18 protein-coding genes are annotated in these 20,882 nt (G+C 50.3%); 7 read left to right on the forward strand and 11 right to left on the reverse strand.

What is annotated here, in order from left to right:
- Positions 1-7: 7 nt before the first annotated feature.
- A complete protein-coding gene (smpB, locus tag EOE67_RS17470) occupies positions 8-490 on the reverse strand; it encodes an SsrA-binding protein SmpB (protein ID WP_127700622.1) in 483 nt (160 codons plus the stop codon).
- Between the two features lie 116 nt (positions 491-606).
- Between smpB and EOE67_RS17475 the strand changes: the two genes are divergently transcribed.
- Together EOE67_RS17475 and EOE67_RS17480 are read left to right on the forward strand one after the other, a co-directional pair.
- Positions 607-1,050: a type II toxin-antitoxin system RatA family toxin gene (locus tag EOE67_RS17475; RefSeq protein WP_127700623.1), complete on the forward strand. Its 444-nt coding sequence runs from the start codon at positions 607-609 to the stop codon at positions 1,048-1,050.
- Complete coding sequence (locus tag EOE67_RS17480; RefSeq protein WP_127700624.1) at positions 1,043-1,372, forward strand: RnfH family protein; 330 nt, start codon at positions 1,043-1,045, stop codon at positions 1,370-1,372. The genes EOE67_RS17475 and EOE67_RS17480 overlap by 8 nt, the downstream gene beginning before the upstream one ends.
- Positions 1,373-1,467: 95 nt before the next feature.
- On the opposite strand, the gene EOE67_RS17485 is transcribed toward EOE67_RS17480, so the two are convergent.
- The 3 genes from EOE67_RS17485 to nadK form a co-directional block, all read right to left on the reverse strand.
- Positions 1,468-1,833, reverse strand: a complete 366-nt coding sequence (locus EOE67_RS17485; RefSeq protein ID WP_127700625.1) for an outer membrane protein assembly factor BamE — start codon at positions 1,831-1,833, stop codon at positions 1,468-1,470.
- Between the two features lie 73 nt (positions 1,834-1,906).
- Positions 1,907-3,574: a DNA repair protein RecN gene (gene recN / locus EOE67_RS17490; protein WP_127700626.1), complete on the reverse strand. Its 1,668-nt coding sequence runs from the start codon at positions 3,572-3,574 to the stop codon at positions 1,907-1,909.
- Positions 3,575-3,713: 139 nt separating this feature from the next.
- Entirely contained in the window at positions 3,714-4,640 is a 927-nt protein-coding gene (gene nadK / locus EOE67_RS17495; protein ID WP_231916642.1) for an NAD(+) kinase, read from the reverse strand.
- A 110-nt stretch (positions 4,641-4,750) separates the two neighbouring features.
- Between nadK and hrcA the strand changes: the two genes are divergently transcribed.
- Entirely contained in the window at positions 4,751-5,779 is a 1,029-nt protein-coding gene (hrcA, locus tag EOE67_RS17500; protein ID WP_127700627.1) for a heat-inducible transcriptional repressor HrcA, read from the forward strand.
- A 45-nt stretch (positions 5,780-5,824) separates the two neighbouring features.
- A complete protein-coding gene (gene grpE, locus EOE67_RS17505; protein WP_127700628.1) occupies positions 5,825-6,430 on the forward strand; it encodes a nucleotide exchange factor GrpE in 606 nt (201 codons plus the stop codon).
- A gap of 106 nt (positions 6,431-6,536) precedes the next feature.
- On the opposite strand, the gene EOE67_RS17510 is transcribed toward grpE, so the two are convergent.
- Together EOE67_RS17510 and EOE67_RS17515 are read right to left on the reverse strand one after the other, a co-directional pair.
- Positions 6,537-8,153, reverse strand: coding sequence for a methyl-accepting chemotaxis protein (locus EOE67_RS17510; protein WP_127700629.1), 1,617 nt, complete (start codon positions 8,151-8,153; stop codon positions 6,537-6,539).
- 96 nt (positions 8,154-8,249) lie between these two features.
- Entirely contained in the window at positions 8,250-9,077 is an 828-nt protein-coding gene (locus tag EOE67_RS17515) for a substrate-binding periplasmic protein (RefSeq protein ID WP_127700630.1), read from the reverse strand.
- A gap of 317 nt (positions 9,078-9,394) precedes the next feature.
- Here EOE67_RS17515 and EOE67_RS17520 point away from each other — a divergent pair, with 317 nt between their 5' ends.
- Positions 9,395-10,519, forward strand: coding sequence for a serine hydrolase domain-containing protein (locus EOE67_RS17520; RefSeq protein WP_164852423.1), 1,125 nt, complete (start codon positions 9,395-9,397; stop codon positions 10,517-10,519).
- 16 nt (positions 10,520-10,535) lie between these two features.
- On the opposite strand, the gene EOE67_RS17525 is transcribed toward EOE67_RS17520, so the two are convergent.
- Entirely contained in the window at positions 10,536-11,015 is a 480-nt protein-coding gene (locus EOE67_RS17525; RefSeq protein ID WP_164852424.1) for a PACE efflux transporter, read from the reverse strand.
- A gap of 97 nt (positions 11,016-11,112) precedes the next feature.
- Here EOE67_RS17525 and EOE67_RS17530 point away from each other — a divergent pair, with 97 nt between their 5' ends.
- Positions 11,113-12,009 (forward strand): LysR family transcriptional regulator, encoded by an 897-nt coding sequence (locus EOE67_RS17530; protein ID WP_127700633.1) that lies wholly within the window; start codon positions 11,113-11,115, stop codon positions 12,007-12,009.
- A gap of 7 nt (positions 12,010-12,016) precedes the next feature.
- On the opposite strand, the gene EOE67_RS17535 is transcribed toward EOE67_RS17530, so the two are convergent.
- The 4 genes from EOE67_RS17535 to EOE67_RS17550 form a co-directional block, all read right to left on the reverse strand.
- Positions 12,017-12,811 carry a rhamnogalacturonan acetylesterase gene (locus tag EOE67_RS17535; RefSeq protein ID WP_127700634.1) on the reverse strand — a complete coding sequence of 265 codons (795 nt, stop codon included), beginning with the start codon at positions 12,809-12,811 and terminating at the stop codon, positions 12,017-12,019.
- 12 nt (positions 12,812-12,823) lie between these two features.
- Positions 12,824-14,050, reverse strand: a complete 1,227-nt coding sequence (locus tag EOE67_RS17540; protein ID WP_127700635.1) for a pectinesterase — start codon at positions 14,048-14,050, stop codon at positions 12,824-12,826.
- Complete coding sequence (locus tag EOE67_RS17545; protein ID WP_240652864.1) at positions 14,050-16,416, reverse strand: glycoside hydrolase family 88 protein; 2,367 nt, start codon at positions 16,414-16,416, stop codon at positions 14,050-14,052. Before EOE67_RS17545 ends, EOE67_RS17540 begins: the two co-directional genes overlap by 1 nt.
- Positions 16,417-16,713: 297 nt before the next feature.
- Positions 16,714-19,509 (reverse strand): TonB-dependent receptor, encoded by a 2,796-nt coding sequence (locus EOE67_RS17550; RefSeq protein WP_127700637.1) that lies wholly within the window; start codon positions 19,507-19,509, stop codon positions 16,714-16,716.
- A gap of 529 nt (positions 19,510-20,038) precedes the next feature.
- On the opposite strand from EOE67_RS17550, the gene EOE67_RS17555 reads away from it, so the two are divergent.
- Complete coding sequence (locus tag EOE67_RS17555) at positions 20,039-20,809, forward strand: SDR family oxidoreductase (protein WP_240652865.1); 771 nt, start codon at positions 20,039-20,041, stop codon at positions 20,807-20,809.
- Positions 20,810-20,882 lie beyond the last annotated feature (73 nt).

The following is a 20,882-nucleotide window of genomic DNA, read 5'->3' on the forward strand; positions in this document are numbered from 1 at the left end:
TCGCTGCTTAACGCTTGGAATGTTTCATCATCCGTTCTTTTTCGCGTGACCAGTCGCGGTCTTTCACGTCGTCACGTTTATCAAATTCGCGTTTACCTTTGGCCAGGTAAAACTCTAGTTTCACCCATGGACCTTTCCAATACATGGACGTGGCGATTAACGTAAAGCCATCGCGTTCAGTGGCACCAATCAGTTTGTTCAATTCGCGTTTGTTTAACAGCAGTTTTCGTGACCGTTCCGGATCACAAACCACGTGGCTGGAAGCGCTATTGAGTGGGGTAATGATGGCGCCAAACAGGAATGCTTCGCCGTTTTTAATCACGACGTAGGAATCGGAAATATTGACTTTACCGACTCTGATACTTTTGATTTCCCAGCCTTGTAAGGCCATGCCGCCTTCAAAACGATCCTGCAGGAAATAATCGTGCCGGGCTTTTCTGTTGGAGGCAATAGTGCCGCCGCTACTGGTTTTGTTTGATTTTTTACTCATGCTTGCTCGAGGTACGCTCAATGGGGCGAATAAACTGAATGCTGCTGATGGTGCCCGTGAAACTTGTTACAAGCGCTGATTCTGCTACAATCGGCGCCTGATTCAGGGGAGTGAGTATGCCACAAATTGAACGTAGCGCGCTGGTTTTTTACAGTGCCCGTCAGATGTTTGAGTTGGTCGCCGATGTGCCTTCTTATCCGCAGTTTTTACCGGGTTGCAGCAAGTCTGCGGTGTTGTTTTTTGATGGCACAGTGCAGACGGCGACTCTGGAAGTTTCCAAAGCCGGTATCGGCAAAAGTTTCACCACCCGTAATACCTTAATTCCACATGAGCGACTGGCGATGGAGTTAGTCGACGGTCCGTTTAAATTTTTACGCGGCGGCTGGCAATTTATGCCGTTGAATGAGCAAGCCTGTAAAGTGGTGCTGGCGCTGGAGTTTGAGTTTTCAAGTAAGTTGGTCGAATTTGCCTTTGGTAAAATTTTTAATGAACTGACGCTGGCGATGGTGCAGGCCTTTACTGACCGCGCCAAACAAATTTATGGAGATCAGCATGGCTGAACAACTGTCGGTGGAAGTCGCTTTTGCCTTGCCTGAGCGGCAAAGTTTGCTTAGCTTGTCTGTACCTTTGGGTGTGACCGTACAGCAGGCAATTGAATTATCTGGAATTTTGACCAGTCACCCGGAAATTAAACTGGATGTGAATAAAGTTGGGATCTGGAGTCGCACCGTGAAGCTGGATGAGCTAGTGAAAAATGGCGACCGCATTGAAATTTACCGGCCATTGATTGCTGACCCCAAAGATATGCGGCGTCGTCGGGCTGAAAAAGCCAAAGAAGAAGGTCGCGCTGATAAGACCACAGGTGGTCGGCCGCAACATTAAATGTTTTGCTGGATACTATTCTTGCTAGCGTCTGCCATAAAAAAGGGTATCACCACAATGTGGGATACCCTGATAATCCGCATCAGCTGAAGCTGTTATTGATCCAAAGCGGTATTAAATTGGGCAGGAGTTTCGAAATCACCGGTCATTTGCGCCAGTTTGTTGTCGGCAAAAGTCAGCACCAGTTTTTTCTCGAAATTCTCGCCGTTGCCACGTTTTAAGGCATAAAAATAATGCCACACGTCATTGTCGAAACTATTTTCTGCTACCGGGTTACCAAGCACAAACTGCACTTGTTCTTTGGTCATTGCGATACGCAGTTTGTCGATGTCTTTTTGTTCCAGAAAGTTGCCTTGTGGCACATCAATCCGGAAAATCCAGTTACTGCAAGCTGATACCGATAAGGCGCAACTTGCGGCAATCAGCCATTTGCTGATTGATTTTGAGAATACAGCTGCCATAACACTCTTCATTTTTTAAGTTAGGCTTGCATCATACCGCAAGCAATAGGAGGTTTAAAACCCTCCTTCTGACCTAAGGGGTACATAAAAGTTCGCGGGCGTTGGCGATGGCGCTGGCACTGACATTTTCGCCGGCCAATAACCTGGCAATTTCCTGTACCCGCTCATCGTCACTCAGGTTGCGCATTCTAGTTTCGGTATGAATGCCGTCGGTATATTTTTCCACATACATTTGCTGATGACCCTGACTTGCCACTTGCGGTAAGTGGGTGACACAAATGACCTGCGTAGCGCTGCCAAGCTGCCGTAATAACCGGCCAACTCCTGCTGCAACAGGGCCGCTGATCCCAACATCGACTTCATCAAAAATCAGCGTTGGGGTGGTGGTTTTGTCTGCCAGGATCACTTGTACCGCTAAGCTGATGCGGGAAAGTTCGCCGCCGGATGCCACCTTATGCATCGGCTGTAACGGCTGGCCTGGGTTGGTGCTGACAATAAATTCAATATGGTCAAGGCCCAGGGCATTCGCTTTGTCGAGCGCCAGCGTTTGAACTTCAATCTGGAATCTGGCGTTGTGCATACTCAAATCAGCCATGCTGGCGGCAATTTTTGTACTGAGTTCCAGTGCTGCTTGTTGCCGCTGTTCGGTGAGCGAAGCTGCGGTTTCACTGTACTGCCTTGCCGCTTGTGCAATGGCTAAATCCAGTTCATTCAGGCGTTCATCATCACCGGCCAGTTGCAGCAGTTGTGAGCTTAAATGTTGATGATGTAAGGCCAGCTGATCATTGGGCACCTGATGTTTGCGGCTTAAGGTCAGCCATTGGCCTAACCGCTGGTCAATTTCGCTCAGCCGTTCCGGATCAATATCGACCCGTTCGCCATAACGACGTAATTCACGGCTGGCTTCATCTACCTGGACTAAAGCTTCCTGCAACATCTGGTCGACACTGGCAAGTTTTGCATCAATAGCGCAAGCATCGGAAATTTGATGTGCGGCCAGTCGCAGTAAATTGAGCACATTGCCATCGTCACTGTCGCTGAGGAGTTGCACACATTGTTGACTCGATTCAATCAGCTGTGCGCTGTGGCTTAATCGCTGATGTTCGTTTTCCAAAGCGGAGAATTCGTCGGCTTGTGGTGAAAATTGATCAAGCTCGGCCACCTGATATTCCAGTAGTTGCCGCTGTGCTTCCCGCTGTTGTTGGGATTTTTGCAGTTCCTGGTATTCCTGCTTCAGCTGCTGCCAGTTTTTCCAATGTTGTTTGACGCTGGCAAGTAGTGCAGGGTGATCGGCGAACGCATCCAGCAACTGGCGTTGGTGATCAGATTTTAATAGAAGTTGATGCGCGTGCTGGCCGTGGATGCTGAGCAGCAACTGGCCTAGTAGTTTGAGTTGTTGTGCCGGAACCTGCACGCCATTGATATAACCGCGGGATCGGCCTTCACTACCGACAACACGGCGGACGATACATTCGTTGCCCATCGCCAGATCCTGGCTTTGCAACCATTGCTGCGCTGCAGGTAAGTTACTGATATCAAAGGTAGCAACAAAATCGGCTTTGTCGGTGCCCGGTCGAACGACAGTGCCATCGGCGCGTTCACCCAGACATAACGCCAACGCGTCCAGAGAAATGGATTTACCGGCGCCGGTTTCGCCGGTGATGGTAGTCATGCCGGCGTGCCATTCAATTTCCAGCGCCCGGACTATGGCAAAATTGCTGATATGCAGATGGGTTAACATGAAGGCCTCCGGGTAAAACTACTGGATAAAATTCATGACTGTGAATTTATACAGTATTTGACCAACTGGCAAGGCTCACTGCAGAAAAATTTTCATGCGGTAAAACTCATAAAAATATGGCAGTTAAAAGCCATTGATTTTAATAAAGTTTAGAACCCCAGCCCAGTTTGTTACGCAGCACATTAAAATAACTGTAGCCTGGTGGATGGACCAATTTTAGTGGTTTTGGGTGTTTGCGGATCACAATTTCATCGCCCGGCATCACTGCCAGAATCACGTGACTATCGCAGCTGATTTGTAAGTGGGCGTCGTTACTTGGTGCAACTTTTAAGCGGATTTCGCTGTTGCCGGACACCACCAGCGGTCGGCTGCTCAAAGTATGCGGGAACATCGGTACCAGACTCATTGCATCCAGTTCCGGCGTTAAAATTGGGCCACCGCCAGATAAAGAATAGGCGGTTGAACCGGTTGGGGTACTGACGATCAGGCCATCGGATCTTTGGCTAAACACAAATTCGTCATTAATATAAGCTTCAAATTCAATCATATGCGCGACTTTGTCGGCGTGCAAAACGGCTTCGTTGACCGCACTGTTGCTGCTTTTAATGCTGTCATGGCGATGCACTTCAATTTCCAGCAAGTTACGGTGTTCATTGACATAATTGCCGGCCAGCACTTCGGCTAGTGGAATTTGAAAACTTTCCGGCGATAAATCGGTTAAAAAGCCCAGATTACCGCGGTTGACACCCAGTACCGCCACGCCAAATCGTGCTAAAACGCGAGCGGCTCCCAGCATATTGCCATCGCCGCCAACGACGATGGCTAAATCGCAGTTTTTTCCTAAATCAACTAAATCCATCGCTTGCACGCCATCAAGGCCTAAGGATCCTGCAACTTTTTCTTCGACATAAACTTGCAGCTGATACTGTTTCAGAAAATGATAAAGACTCACCAGTGTGTGGTTGGCGCCCTGATGATTGGGCTTGCCGATCAGGCCGATAGTTCGAAAGGCGTGGCTCATAGCTTGTTGATCCAGCGAAAGTTTGGCTTTGAGTATACGCAGCACTCACGCTCTGTACCAGTGGCAACCCGCGAACTGATGTTCATTCAACCACTGCGGTTGATTTTTTCAGCCAAGGCCCCACTATATGCAAGTGTTTAGTCAAAGGTGGCAGTATGACGCTTGGCCTGAGTCGATCAGAATTGATCCTGAAATTAATTGTTGAGCAGTATCTGGCAGATGGTTCGCCGGTGTCCTCGAAGGCAATTTCAGAGCATACGTCGTTGCAGGTCAGTTCTGCTACTGTGCGTAACACCATGATGCAATTAGAACAATCAGGGCTGATCCGCTCGCCGCATACCTCGGCCGGGCGCATTCCTACGACTCAGGGCATCCGGTTATTTATCGATAAAATGTTGCAGCTGGAGCCATTGCCTTCACGTTGGCTCAGTGAAATGCAGCAGAATCTGCAGCCGCAGTTGCCAGTGTCGTTGTTGTGCCAAAAAGCGGGGCAGTTGCTGGCCAACCTCACCGGTTTGGTCAGTATTTTTAGTCCACCCAAAAGCGGTGGCCGGGTGATCCGGCAAGTTGATTTGGTGCGGTTAGCCGCAGATCGCCTGTTATTGGTGGTGATTGACGAAGAAGGCGATATTTTACATCGAGTGCTTTCGCAGCAACAAAGTGTCGAAGCGATGACGTTAAGCCGGGCTTTGTGTTTACTCAATGCGGCGTTATGCGGACAACAATGGCTGGATGGTATTTCCAGGCTGGCGCTAATGTTAAAAACCGAAACCGGCGCTATTGCCGGACTGCTGCAAGACGTGATGGCGCAACTGAGTTTAGATGAGTTGCAGCAAAATCAGCCGCTGGTGTTTGGTCAACATCATTTATTGCAAGCTGCTGAATCACAAAAGGATCCCGCACTGCAGCAAGTGATCCAGTTGCTGGAGCAACCGGCCTGTCTGATGAGTTTATTAAAACCACTGACCTTGGATGACAGCACCAAGTTAATTCTTGGCCGCGAGTCGGGTATTGCACAATTGCACAATGTCAGTGTAATCACCGTGCGTTATCAGGCTGATCCCCATCGCTATCTGGCGCTGCTTGGGCCACGGCGGATGAACTATGCACGATTAATCCCCTTGGTTGAGGCTTGTGGCCAACAATTGTCAAAGCACTTGAATCAGCCAAAACAATCCCCATAATAGCCAGACTTACGTTTTAAGAAGCGGGTTTGGAGTAGTCAATCGATGAGCGAGCAAGAAAAAGTGCAAAACGAACAGCAAACAGCAGCAGAGCTGGCAGCGGCAGAGCTAGCAAAAGCGCAACAATCCACAGAGCAGGCAGGCGAGCCGGTGCAGTTATCGGGCGAGCAGGCGATCATTGCAAAATTGGAAGCTGAACTGGTTGCAGCAAAGCAACTGGCTGCAGATCAACAGGATCTGGCACTACGGGTGAAAGCCGAAGCTGAAAACAGCAAACGTCGCTCAGCACAAGACGTTGATAAAGCTCATAAATTTGCCCTGGAAAAATTCGCTGGTGACTTATTGCCAGTGCTGGACAATTTAGAACGTTCGTTAAGCTTTATCGATCGTGACAACGAAGCGGTAAAAGCTTTGGCCGAAGGTGTCGAGCTGACCCTCAAAGGGATGTTGGATACAGTGGCGAAATTCGGTGTGCAGCAAATTGATCCGCAAGGTCAGCCGTTTAACCCTGAATTCCATCAGGCGATGTCGATTCAGCCAAATGCTGAACTCGATGCCAATACCGTGATTTTTGTGATGCAAAAAGGCTACGAACTGAATGGCCGGTTATTGCGCCCAGCCATGGTTGGTGTGTCGAAAAAGCCTGATTAATCAGTCATTTTTGTAAAGAAGAAGCCGGCTCTAATGCCGGCTTTTTTGCAGCTGTTATTTACTTATTCAAAACAAACAATCATTTTTTTCCCGAAAAATCGGAAAATCAACTGACTTTAAACCTGCCCACTAGCCCAAACAGTGTATTCGACAGCTGTTTAATTTGCGCCGATAACTGCTCATTACTTTCAGCAATACCACCTGCCGCACTGGCCTGATCGTGCAAGGCATACAGATTTTTGGTGATTTCTTCTGATACCAAACTTTGTTCTTCAGTGGCTGCCGCGGTTTGGGTGGCCATATCGTTGACCCGACGCGATGATTCCTGCAATTGATGAAACACTTGATCGGCTTTGGCAAAAAACTCCAGAGTCCGATCGGCATTGGCTTTGCCGCTGTTGATAGCGCCGGACGCCTGATTCACCCGACTTTGCAAACTCTGGATCATTTCCTGAATATGGTTGGTGCTTTGTTGCGTGCGCGACGCCAGGGTACGCACTTCGTCGGCGACCACTGCAAATCCGCGACCTTGCTCACCAGCACGGGCCGCTTCAATGGCAGCATTCAGCGCCAGTAAGTTGGTTTGATCGGCAATACTTCGGATCACATCCAACACCGAAGCGATATTCTCAGAGCTATTTTCCAGTTCCGTAGAACAGCTGAGCGCCATATCAACATCGCTCGATAGCGCCGTCATGCTTTGATTCACGCTATCTACCACCTGTAGGCCTTGCTCGGCGTTGCGGCTGGCGAGATCGGCTTCATGGGCTGAATTGGTGGCGACGACTGCCATTTCTTTGTTGGCGATGGTCATTTCGTGCACTGCGCTGACAATTGAATCGGACGCCACATTCAGTGAGTTGGTGATATTTTTACTGTTGTTGGCCGATTGCGACAAATGTTCAGTCAGTTTGCTGAGCTGACCGGCTTGTTGCAATACCGAAGCAATCAGTTGGCAAAGATTGGCGACAAAACCATTAAATTCATGGGCAAGTTCGGCAAATTCATCCCGGCTTTGCACAGTCAGCCTGGCGGTTAAATCACCTTCACCTGAGGCAATTTCATTGATGCGCCGGGTCAGAAAGTTAATTTGTCCGGTTAAGGCGCGCGGGATTTGATAACTGAACCAGCCGGCGATCAGCAAAATAGTCAGGCTGATACCGTAGGTGAGCCATTGAAAACGCGAGATAGAAGCAGTTAATGCTTGTTGTTCAGAAATAGACTTTTGCAAAGCCGCATCACCGGCTTCATCTAATACCGCGCGTAATGATGAAAATTTCTGTTCTTCATCGGCGATCAGTGCTTGTAAATCAGCTTGGTTATCGGCAGCGCCAATCAAACTGTTGGTGCTTTGCAGCCACTGTGAAAACTCCCGGTCAAAACGGCTGAATTGGCCAGTGACATCAGGATAAGCTTTTAAATAACCAAGATATTCGCCAAAACGGCCTTTGACTTGTTCGGCATTTTCGGCAACATCTTTGCGTTGTTGCTCAATATCACCAAATTTGTTCAAAAAGTGGGTGGTAGCGAGTTTGGCCTGATAGAGGTCACGGTCAGCATTTAATACCACTGAAATGGCTTTGAGGAAATTGTCGGCCTGCGCGTCCAAAGCGCTGCGTTGCATGGCTGATAAATAACTAAACATCGAAACTACAATAAGTAGGGTCACGCCAAGCATCAACATGGGAATGGTGCTTTTCACTCTGATACTGTGAAAGTTCATCTTAAGTTCCTTGTCCTGATTGTTGTTGTGACGCAAGTATGGGCACGGATTGAAGATTTCTCCAATCGGTTGACTAAATTCCACTGGTTTTGTTTTCTAAAATTGCAACAAATCTTGCTGTACACTGCTGAGTATTTGCTCGGTTTGCCATAGCCGCTGTTGCCAGCGTTTGGCAATTTCCAGCGGCTGACCGCTTAATTTCAGTTGTTCAGCGGCCGTTTGCCAGCGTTGCACTTCGCTGCTCTGAGTTTTGCGTGACATCAATAACCAGACTTCCGAGCTGTGAAAATGCAGTACGGGTTTAAATTCATCCGGCGGATGGCCGGTTTCTTTTAGTAGATACTGCATCCCCTGCGGCTCGTAGGCGATAGCTGTTAACCGGCCACTACGCAGTCTGGCCAGGTTCTGCGCGTGGCTGGCTGAACTATGCAAATTGGTAAAGCCTTGTGCGGTCAGCCATTCTTCCCGCACATCACCGCGTACCACGCCGATACTGTCCAGATTACGCAGTTCATCCAGATTGTTGATTTGCAACGGGCTATCTTTGTGTACATACAGCACCCATCTTTTTCGCAATAACGGCATGATCCAATGATATTTTTCTTCCCGATCCTGAGTTCTGGAAAAGCCAAACAACAGCACATTAGGTTGGCGTGCCGCGGTTAATAACACTCTGGATTCCGGCATAATTTGAATATCGCTGCGATCTTGTAGTTGTGTTTGCAGCGCTCGCACCAATTCGGTGGCATAACCGCTTAGCTCACCATGGCTATTGAGATAGCTCGCTGGGGGTTCAATCACCGTCAGAATTTGGATTGGGGCTTGTGGTTCGCTGGCATTGCTGTGCAGCGGCAACCCACTAAACAGGGTCAAACAGACGATTGCAAACAGTGCTGTCGTGAGATCGCAATAAAAAGCGCGCATGATCAACCTCCTTGTCCATAAAACAGAGCCTAGCGGGTATTACCGGATCTGCAAGTGGCGAAAAGTGCCGACAGCGGCCAGAATTGTTGAACAATTCAGCAGTCCGCTACTGCGCCTTAGCGATATCAGCAATTTGCTCATGTATTACCAGCAAAAGTCTCGAATTTACATTCCGGCAACGGTATGATGCCCGGCCACAAGCCGTTGCACCGCACTTCACCTGCGCGGTGTTTGACCGGAAAAACGATTGAATTTAATGACCTGCGCTGAAGTATCACGCCAGTGATCTTCAAATGTCAGACTTCAAGGATGTACGCATGAACAAAAAATATGGCCTGTTGGCGCTGGGTTTTAGTTTGCTGTTGGGCTGCGGCGGCGGTGGGAGCGGCGGCAATGCTGCGCCACCACCGGTGAGCGAGCAACCAAGCGGTATCAACTGGCAACCTACCGCAGCTGCCGACTGGCCAGTGAGCACAGCGACGGCCGAAGGTTTGAATAGTACGTTGTTAGACCAGGCATATCAGGCCGGTCGCACCGAAAATGGTCTTTATGCCGTGCTGGTGGCAAAACGTGGATTGTTGGTGGGCGAGGCCTATTACAACGACAAAAAGGCCAGCGATTTGCTGCATTTACGCTCCGTCACCAAAACGCTGGTTTCAACCTTGATTGGAATAGCCATCGCCGAGCGCAAAATTCAAAGTCTTGACCAGCCAATCAACGATTTTTTGCGCGCAGATTATGGCAGTTTACTCAACAATAAAACGGACATCACTATCCGGCATTTATTGACGATGAGTTCTGGTATCAGCTGGGATGAAAGTCAGCTTAGTGGTTATACCGACTGGGAAAGTTCATCTGATCCAACACGTTACGTGCTTGAGCGTGGCCTACTGACGACGCCGGGTCTGCAATTTAATTACAATTCTGGCGCTAGCCATTTGTTATCAGTGATCCTGACCAAAGCCACCGGCGTGAGCACCGAAAGTTATGCGCGGACGAAATTATTTACGCCGCTGGGCATTGCCAACTGGAACTGGCCAAAGTTGCGGGATGGTTTTACCAATGGCGCCGCCGGATTACAACTGACGGCGCGTGATTTAACTAAGTTGGCGGTGTTGTGGCAACAGCAGGGACGTTGGCAGCAACAGCAACTGGTTTCGGCGAGCTATCTGCTGACCGCCGCAGAATCACAGCGGAATTTGCGTGCCAGTGTCGGTGGGCTGAATTTAACCGGTTATGGATTTTTATGGTGGCTGGGTAGTGATAACGGTCGTGCACTGCAACTGGCCTGGGGTTATGGCGGCCAGTTTGCACTGACGTTACCGGCGCAAGATACGACCATCCTGGTGATGGGTTATAACGTGCCTTCGAATGTGCGGGATCAGGAGCGCCGGTTGATGGAATTAGTGGTGCAGAAAATTCTGCCGGCGATCCCGCAATAGCTGCTGGTGTTCACCGTTATCTCTGCGCTACCGGATCTTTTGGCTGCGCAGCTGATAACGGAAATATCCGATCATAGCCCCAGTGATACAGATAACCATACACCAGATAAAACAGCATAAACGCCAAATCCAGCAATAAGGCCTGCCACAAGCTAATCGCCAGCAACCATGCAGTCAGTGGTAAAAATAGCAGCAATAACCCCGCTTCAAACGCCAACGCATGCCACACCCTTTCGCCCAGCGTTTTTTGCCAGCGGCCACGTGGGATCAGATAATAGCGGTCAAACCACAGATTAAACTGATAATTCCACCAGGTTGCCATCAGCGACATGATCACCGCCAGACCACCCAGTTGCAGCAGCGGTTTATCCAGTAAAAATGTCGACACCGGCACCAGCAATAACAAACCGATGATTTCAAACGCCAACGCCATCCGGATGCGATCCGGTAAGCTGCGTTGTAGTTGAGTTGGTTGTGTCGGTATGGATTGGGTCATGTTGATCATCCTCTATTGTAAAACGACCTGATTTACCGCAGATATTATCTGTGTTTAACTGGTAGATAAAGTTGGAACCTATCAGGAAAACAGATAGATGAATCTGCAACAATTACAGACTTTGGCGGTGGTGGTCGAAACCGGTTCGTTTTCGGCGGCGGCCCGGCGGCTGCAAAAAGCCCAGTCGGCGGTCAGTTCAGCCATCGCTGAGCTGGAAATCGATTTAGGTATCCAGCTGTTTGATCGCAGCAAAAGATACCCGCAGCTCACCGCCGCTGGCGAGCGGGTATTGCAGCAAGCACTTATTATTAACGCCCAGTGTCAGGCGCTGAGTGAATTTGCGGCTGGCTTGAGTGATGGTGAAGAAAGCACCTTGACGCTGGCGGTGGACGATGAAGGACAGTTGCCGTGGCTGGCGCCTATTCTTGCTGAATTTGCGCTGGCCTTTCCGCGGCTGGAGCTGCGCTTATTGTTTCCACTGCTGGAAGATTTGACGTTGCTATTGCGTCAGGGTGAGGCTGATTTGGCGATTAGTTATCAGCCGTTGTCGCCGCCGACCGATATTGAACGCTGGCCACTGCAAGCGATAAATTTTGTATTGTTGGTGGCGGTCACACACCCATTGGCGGCTTTTGTGGAGGATGGGGTAACAACTAACCAGTTGCAACAACACCGGCAATTGCTGGTGACCGATCGCTTGCAAGGGGTAGAAAAACAACGCGGACGGTTGGCGGCTGATGTTTGGTGGCTGGAAGGGGACATGGCGGTGCTAGCGTTGGTGAAACAAGGCCTCGGCTGGGCCTGGTTACCAGAGCCACTGGCGCAAACGGCATTAGCCGAGCAGCCGAAGGCGCTGCTGCCACTGCATCTAAAAGACACTGCCGGTTTACCTTCGTCAATTTTACCGGTGCAGCTGGAACTATGGCGCCAGCGTGGTAAAACGCCGGGGCCAGCGGCGCGATGGTTGTTACAGCGATTATTAAATAGAGTTTAAGATTGTTTTATAACAACTCGCGCCAGACCAATTTTGCCAATGGGTGCTGTTGCTTTTTCAGCTCCCGTACAAACAACTGTGCTATCCAGCTGGCGCCTTGGGTATTTAAATGGGTGTTGTCAGTTTTCCCTTCTGGAAACTTCTGATACAAACCGGCCGGTACCTGAATAAAAAAAGCCTGACTGGCGGCAAGCCCAAAGCGGCTGATGTCGGCGCAGCTTTGCACATTTAAATCAAACAACGCCACTTTTTCCTTTACCGCCACTTTGCGCATCGCATCGGCAAAGCTGGCGAGGTTATTTTCCAGCTGGCCTTTGGCGTTAAAACTGCGGCGGCAAATTGGCGTTGCCAGCATTGGAATAGCATCTTTGGCACGGACTTCAGCGATAAAACGACTCAGTAGTTGCGGATAGGTGGAATCTGCCGCGGCGTAGCGGCTGGGGTCGTCCTGTTTTTGGTCGTTGTGGCCAAACTGGATCAACACATAATCACCAGGTTTGAGCTCGGTCACCAGCAATTGCCAACGGCCTTCGTTTAAAAAACGCAGCGTGCTACGGCCATTGGCGGCGTGATTGATAATCGACAATTCGGGTAGCATAAATTCAGGTAATAATTGGCCCCAACCACGCTCCGGATAAGCCAGATTGACTTTGTCGGCCATGGTCGAATCGCCGACTAAATGCAGCCGCGGCGAGGGCAGATCGGTGCTGGTGCCTTTGGGAACGGGTTGGCTCATGGCGTGGACACTCGTGAGAGAAAAACTAAGGGCTAGCAATAGCAAAGCATCATAAATAAATTTCATCGGCGGTTCCGGTTATTTTTGATTTGGTGCTGGGTGAGTTTGTTGCTCTTTAGAGTCACCGGTGTGCTGTTTCGCTTGCTGCAGCCAGCTGCGGATTTGCGCCAGTTGCGCTCCTGGTTGCCATTGCCCGCCAAAGGTCCAATCGGCGTTGATCTGCGCAGCTTGCGTTTTGGTTAAATTATCATGCAACCATACATAAGCAGGGCCTTGATTCTGATAGAAATAATTCCTGTCGCCATATAAATTCGGCTGATCGCGTTTGGGATCTTCCGGATAAGTACGACGGAAAATCGGCTGGTCAGCAAGCTCCGGGCTAAAGCTGTTGTGCAGTAAATAAAATTGACCATCATAATGGCGCCGCCCCAGCTGAAAGCCTTTGGCGCCTTTGAAACTTGAGTACATCACCACCAGCTTTTGCGCGGAGTTTAACTCGCCGTCATGCCATAAAGTGGCAGAATCATTTTGATTAATAAATTCACTATGGGTGATAAAAGCGGTGCCACGCGGGCAGACCATATCCACCCGACCACGGAACTGACAATGGCTGTGGTAATACATGCCGTTGGTTTTATTCCATAAACTTAAAGTGTCGGCGCCTGAAGTCAGTAAGGCGCAGTGATCGGTGATGATGCGGGTGGCCTGTTCAAAACCACGCACCGCAAACTGATGTTCATACCGCTCAGGATCCTGCGGGTTTTCATCGGCATAACTGTTGTGGACGGTTAAATCGAGCAGGGCAATATCAGAACTTTGGATATTGACCACTGCTGCGCCCCAGTCCTGGCTCAGTGCTTTACCGGTTGGGAGCCCGTTGACTGTTTTTGTATTGTCAGCAGCTGTTTTTGAATTGGCCGCAGCCTGACGTTTTAGAAAATGTTGCCGCAGTTCCGGATATTGCAAAATAGTTTGCTCGCGCCCCATGCCGACCAGCACTACTTTATCGCGCACTAAAAAGATTTTTTCACGATAAGTGCCAGCTGCCAGTTGCAGTACGACCCACTGGTTTGGATCTGGCGCTAGCCTGGGCAGGGCGTCCAATGCTTGGCTGATGGTGCGAAAAGTGTCGGTTGGGTGGTGGCGTTCTGACGGCGCGGCAATGTGCAGGATTAGTGGCGACGGGATCGTGTTGGCGATGGCTGGCGGTACCTGAACCAGCACCAGCAGCGCCAAAGCAACACGCCAGCAAAGCTGGCGCATCATTTTTTTGAACAAGAACAAGCGATTGCTAAAAGCTGTCATCAGTTTTTCAGCAGCTGCGACACCTGCACACCAGCCATGATAAAGGCGGCGGTGCCTTTGCTGTCGTTGCGGTAAATCGGCTCGCTCATGTAGTAGTGATAACTGCCGTCACGGCCAGCGCCTAACCCGGCTACCTGCACCATTTTGGTCAGGCTGATACTTTGATCCGGATGCACCAGCACAAATTCATTCAGCAAACCCTGATAGGCTTTGACGGTGGCATCACGGTACTGTTGGCCTTGCAAATAGCCTTTGTTCTGAGCTTTGGCCAGGAAATACACAAACATGCTGCTGGCGCTCGATTCTAAATAATTACCACGTTCACCCGGCTTGTCGGTGATTTGCCACCAGACGCCTGAGGCCGGATCCTGATAACGCAGCAGTGCATCGGCCAGTTCCGGGATCATCGCAAGGAGTGGGGCCCGCAGCTCAGTGCTGGTTTGTGGAATACGATCCAGCACATCAACCAACGCCATGCCAAGCCAGCCGATACCGCGACTCCAGAAAAACTTTGAGCGACCGGTCGCAGGGTCGGCCCAGTTCATGCTTTTGGACTCATCCCAGGCATGAAAATATAGGCCGGTGGCCTGGTCGCGCAGCATCTCACGGCTGACTTCAAATTCATGCACCACTTGTTTTAAGCTGGCACCATTTTCAAATAACTGGCTGTAGTAAGCGAGGTAGGGCATGCCCATGTACACGCCATCCAGCCACAGCTGATGTGGGTAGATTTTTTTGTGCCAGTAAGCGCCATTGCTGGTTTTTGGATGATCTGTTAACTGCGCCCGAAGTTTCTCTGCAGCAAGCTGATATTTAGCATCGCCGGTTTTTTCATACATCCGCAGTAGCACCGAGCCGCTGTTAATGCTGTCGATATTAAACTTGCTGGCGTCATAACTGTGAATGGTGCCGTCAGCTGCGACAAAACTGTCGGCCATTTTACTGACTGCCGCCTGATATTCGGGCTTTGGCGCGACCTGATTTAAGTCATCATAAGCCTGCATCAGCAAGCCGGTGGTGTATTCAAACGCCACCGGCCGGTCACGTTCGCTGTCCCAGCCGCCCCAATAATATTGACCAGCCTGACGGTTTAAGTCGCTATCGGCAAACCGGGTGCTCCAGGCCAGCGCGCTGGAGCTGGTCAGCGGTTGTTCGGTCTGGGTTTTGCTGAGTGTTGTTTTTAAGGTCAGGCGTGGCGCCAACGTCAGTTTTTCCACTTCCTGTTGTAAGTAGTCGACAAACTGTTGCTGGGTCTGAATACCGTTTAATTCATGCTGCCAGGCGCCAACAAAATAGTACTCCAGATGTTGCCCCGACACGTCCATCACCGCGACATGGCTGTTGGCATCGGATGTTAGTTTTTGCAGTTTGCCACGCTTAAACAGCAGTGCCATGCCCAAATTAGCACCGTCCAGACTTTGTTTGCCGTAAGTGGCGAGGTAAGTGTAGGTATGACCGCTGCTTTCCAGCGTGCCGGTCAGCACTTTTATTTTGCTATCGGGGGTATCGGGTAATTTCACCATGCCGATGGCTAAGTTATCCAGTGGTTGGTCGAAAGTAAGGCGGTTTTGCAGCAAACGGCTGCCAGCGGTCATCGACAAATGCGCCTGAATATTCAGAGTCTTGCCAGCGATTTGCCAGTTTTTGTAGTTGATGGTGAGCGCACTATAAAGCGGACCGTTTTCAACGATGGTGGCGGTGTGACCGGATAGCTTGGACACCAGCTCAACCGCTTCGCCATTCCAGTACCCAAAACCACCGGCGCCTAAAGATTTGCCCACTTTGAGTACATCCATGCCCCAAGCTTGTGGTTCATGGTAGGACTTGTAGCCATCAAGGCCGACTTGATGCAGCACTGGCTTGCCGGTTTTGTTGCCGAAAATATCAAAGCCGTTGCGCCAATCGAGGTATATACGATAACCGACTTTATCCGACTCAATGCCCGGACCTTCGTAACGAATAAATTCGCTGTGATCCGTATATTGTGGCGGTGGGGTCAGGCTTGTTACGTTCTGGAAAGTCCCGCCGATGTATTGACCGTCTTGCCACTGACCACCGGTTTTTTCGGAAACTTCCGCCTGGGTCAGTTGCACTGAAGTTGCCGGATCACCCTGTTGGATCAGCAGTTCTTTGCTGCCGCCAGCGCTAAAATCCGGCGTCAGCAACAGGCTGTCTTTTTCGCCATCACCATCCCGGTCAATCAATTGCGATGGTAGCGCTTGGCCAGCCAATTCGCTGACGCGCAGGTTTTCACCAGGTTTTAACGTCACGCCTAAATCGGTGAAAGGTAACAGTACCGGTTGCTGCGGTCGGGCGAAATTCGATGGATTGTCAATCCGCAAAGTGGCGACGCTTTGGCTTGCCACAGCCTGCTTTTCTTGAGTTGTCGCGGTAGTCGCAGGTGCATCCGTATCTGGAGCTGGCTGTGAGCAGGCGCTGAGTAAAACACTCAGACCGGTCAATAAAATTATACGGTTAGGCAGAAAATTCACAGTAATAAACCCTGTTCTGTCGTTCAAAAACAAAGTCAGCCTAAGCAGGCTGACTTCTTACATAGATCATATATCCCCTAAATCATTGGCGATGCAGGTAGGCGGCAATTGAGCGAAACCCCGGGAGAGCGAATGAAGCCAACAACCCTGCATCGTCAAGGATGACGGGGATTAATACTTATATTGCACACCTAGGTAATACTGCCGACCGGTTTCATGGTAATAGGTCAAGCGGTTACCCGCGTCATCCACCCATTGGTCATCCACTTCATCGGTCAGGTTCAGCGCTTCGAACGTCAGTTTCCACTGCTCAGATAAAGCGTAAGAAACAGAAGCATCGACGTTGGTGGTGGCATTGGTGCCTTCCATATCGTTGCCGTCACGGCCGACAGCGGTGGTCAGGTAACGGTCACGTTTGGCCAGGCTGACCCGGGCGTTTAACTTCTCATGCTCGTAGTACAAAGTTGCGGCGGTGGTGCTGCGCGATAAACCTTGTAAATCGCGGGTTGCCTGTACCACGCCAGCGACGTTGATGTAATCCATTTCGGCTTTGACATCGGTGTAGTTCCCGATAAAACCAAAGCGATTCCAGAATTCCGGTAATGCAGTAAACGGCATTTGGAAGCTGACTTCAAAACCTTTTAAGTCGCCGCCTGGACCATTCAGTGGTGTGGTGATTTGCCAGTCGACGTTTTCATCACAACCAGAATTGCCGCCATAACCCGGGCCTGCGGTACAAGCGTCAATCGCCGCCTGAATAGGCAAGCCAGTGGCAGTGAAAGGTTTGGTTTCACGCAATGATTGGACGTGGCTGTCGATATCTTTCTGGAACAACGCAATGCCTAACATCGCTTCGTCGCTGAAATAAAATTCCAGACCTAAATCGTAAGTTTTGGCTTTGGTTGGCTCAAGCTGCGGGTTACCCCCAGAAACAGAGCGGCTACCGCCTGATACGGACACTGAAACGTCCGGACGAATGGAGCCTAAACCAGCCCGCGCCATCACTTCGGCAAAACCAAAACGCAACACCACATCTTCAAATGGCTCGTAGTTTAAGTTCAATGAAGGTAACACTTCGTTGTAATCGTGCTCGGCAGTGATTTGCTGCGCAGCGCCACCGACAGTGGCGAAAGCTGTTGAACTCTGGTCAGTTTTGACCTGACGCACCCCGGCATTACCCCACAACGGCGCATCTTTTATTTCGGTGTTAAACGATGCCATCAGGTACGCACCATGGGTGGTTTCTTCCGCTGAATAGTTGTCTGGACGGCGGAAATCTTTGCTAACCAAAAAGGCGCCGCTATTGCTGTACAGACCATATTTAGCATCAATGGCGTCGAAGTTCGGGATCAGCCAGTTTGGATTTGGACCCAGGCCAGAATTGTAAGTAGCAATGAGATCCGGGGTATACACGATGCCAGCACCATTTTCAGTCTGACGACGCGCTTCGTAAGTTTCGAAGCTAAATTTCTTGTAGTGCAGACCACTTTTTAAGGTGATGAAATCGTTCAGCGTCCAGGCTAAATTCAGTTCAGCGGTATCAAAACCGTTTTCGGCACCCAGCGGACGTAACCGAACGCTGTTCGAGGTCCAACCGGTTGGGTCAAACACGCTGTTGCCGAAGGTTAAGATTGGATTGTCACGTGCGCCATCACGGTAATCGTAGCTAAAGGTGGTACCGGTTTTTTCCATCACCAGGGTGGTTTGCACCGGGTTGTCGAATTTTGAGGTGGTGGTGCCGATCATCCCTTCCAGTTTTAAGCTGTCACTCAGGTGATGACTGCCGTGTAAGGTAATTTGCGAGAAGTCGGTGCCTAATTCGTCAAAGCGATTTTCAGAGCGGATGGTGGCATTTTCGAAACTACCGTAGGTCATGGTATTGGTATCATCGATGAAATAATCCAGCACATTCATGCCACCGCTAATGCCGCTCCCTGCAGTGCCGGTAGTTGGACGGTTACCACCGGCGTTTAAAATGCCCTGCATAAAGATTTCGTTACGGGTGGCGTCGGTGTTGGCGTACAGCACATCTAAGTCAAATTTGGTGTCGTCGTTTGGTTTAAATTGCAGCGCAGCACTTAAACCTAGCCGTTCCATTTCGTGAGTGTACGAATCGTAACGTGGCAGCCGTGGCCGGAACGAATTGTTGATGGCGTTCAATTCGGTCGCGGTGCTGCTGCCTTTGTAACGACCGAAGTCGTTGGCATTGCCCCAGCGCACGGTACTTGAACCTTGATCGGTTAAGCTGCGCTCAGAATAAGAGGCGGAAAATAACGCACCCAATTTGCCGTCGGCGAAAATATTACTGACTAAAAACGAGGTTTTAGGATCAGATTTTTCAGAGAGGTCGTTGTAACCAAGCTGACCGGAAGCTGCAAAAGTGAAACCATCGTAGTCAAAAGGACGGGCGGCGCGAAGGTCAACTGTGGCGCCCAGTGAGCCTTCCTCAATATCGGCGCTGGCGGTTTTACGTACCGTTAAGGAGCTAAATAAATCAGATGAGAAAGTGTTGAAGTCAAAACCACGGCCGCGGTTGGCACCACCAATTTGGTCGGTACCACCACTGGTGGAAATTGCTTCCATGCCGTTGATGCGGACACGGGTGAAATCCGGGCCTAAACCACGGACTGAAATCTGCCGGCCTTCGCCAGCGGCACGGCTAATGGCCACGCCAGGAATACGTTGCAGCGATTCAGCTAAGTTTAAATCAGGGAAATCGGCGATGTCTTCAGCCAGGATCGAATCGACGGCACTGTCGGCCTGACGTTTTTGGTTCAGCGCGTTACTTAAACTGTCGCGGAAGCTGCCGGTGACCTGGATCACTTCGATATCTTTTTCAGCCGCTTTGGCATCAGGTGCCGGGGTTTGTTGTGCCAGCAGTTGTGGGGTGAAACCAAAAGTAAAACCGGCCAGCAGCATGGCTGAAACCAGTTTGTTGGGGCGAAATTGTGAGCGTTGAACAGCCATAATGCCTTCCTCATCCTGTCTATACCCGTCATCCTTGAAGATACGGGGTTGTTGCCTTCGTTCGTTCGCCACAGTCACATAGACAGCTATGCTCCTGTGGTCTCACTTACTCGGCGCCTACCCGAATCTTCAATGATTTTGGGTCAATATTTGGTGTCGCTCAAGGTACATGCCTGCGACATTTTTTTGCTGGAAGACACCTGCTGGCGGCTCCCTGTTGATTTTTGTCTACCGGTGGCAAAAAATGCTTGCTATTTTGTGCCACCGATGGCAAAAAGCTAACACCAACGAATTCATACTGTCAAATACCGAACAAAAATAAATCAGTAAACATGGCAGCTTTTAGCGACAAATTACGCCTAACACATTGAATTTAATCGTTGTAATTGTTTTTAGAGCCCTGGGTAAAGTCTGACTTTGTTTCATATATGGTGCAAAGTGGCTGCTAAGTGCCAGCAAGGGGCGGCGGAACTTCACTGCTATCAGGTGTGGCGACTGGCGATAAATTTACAGCAAGGAGTTTTAACCGATGACCGATATTTCCGCTTTATTCAGGCTTGATGGCCAAACGGCACTGGTGACAGGTGCCAGCCGTGGTTTGGGTAAAGCGATTGCGCTTGCTCTGGCCAGTAGTGGCGCGCGGGTGATTTGCTCAAGTTCAACCGTCGAAGGCGCGGCTGATACCGTTGCGGCCATTCGTGGCCAAGGCGGGGACGCCATCGCAGTGGCTGCAGATTTAGCTGATGAGGCTTCAGTACGGGCACTGGCAGCTGCTGCCATTGGTTGGCAAGGCCAGGTCGATATTCTGGTGAACTGCGGCGGCACTATTTTTCGCGCACCCGCAGTGGAATTCCCGATGCAGCAATGGCGGCAGAATCTGGCGGTCAACCTCGATGCGGCCTTTTTGCTTTGCCAGCTGGTCGGAGAGGGCATGATCAAACGTGGACAGGGCAAAATTATTAATATTGCTTCGATGCTGAGCTACAGCGGCGGCATCACGGTGCCAGCTTATACCGCCAGTAAACATGCGATTGCTGGCCTCACCAAAGCGTTGGCTAACGAATGGGCGCAATATGGTCTGAATATCAACGCCATTGCACCTGGTTATTTTAAAACTGACAACACTTTTGCGCTGCAGCAAAACCCGGAGCGTAACGCGCAAATTCTGGCGCGGTTGCCGGCCGGACGCTGGGGCGAGCCGGAAGATTTAACCGGCGCTGTGGTGTTTTTAGCAAGCAACGCCAGCAATTATGTCAACGGCCATGTATTGGCGGTTGATGGCGGCTGGCTGGCGCGTTAAGAAAACGCAGCTGCAAACGGCTCTAATGCAAGCCGAATGACAATTTTTGGCTGTCGTGATAGCGGCAGTGAGA

It is taken from the genome of Rheinheimera riviphila (assembly GCF_004005945.1).
GTDB classification, from domain to species: domain Bacteria; phylum Pseudomonadota; class Gammaproteobacteria; order Enterobacterales; family Alteromonadaceae; genus Pararheinheimera; species Pararheinheimera riviphila.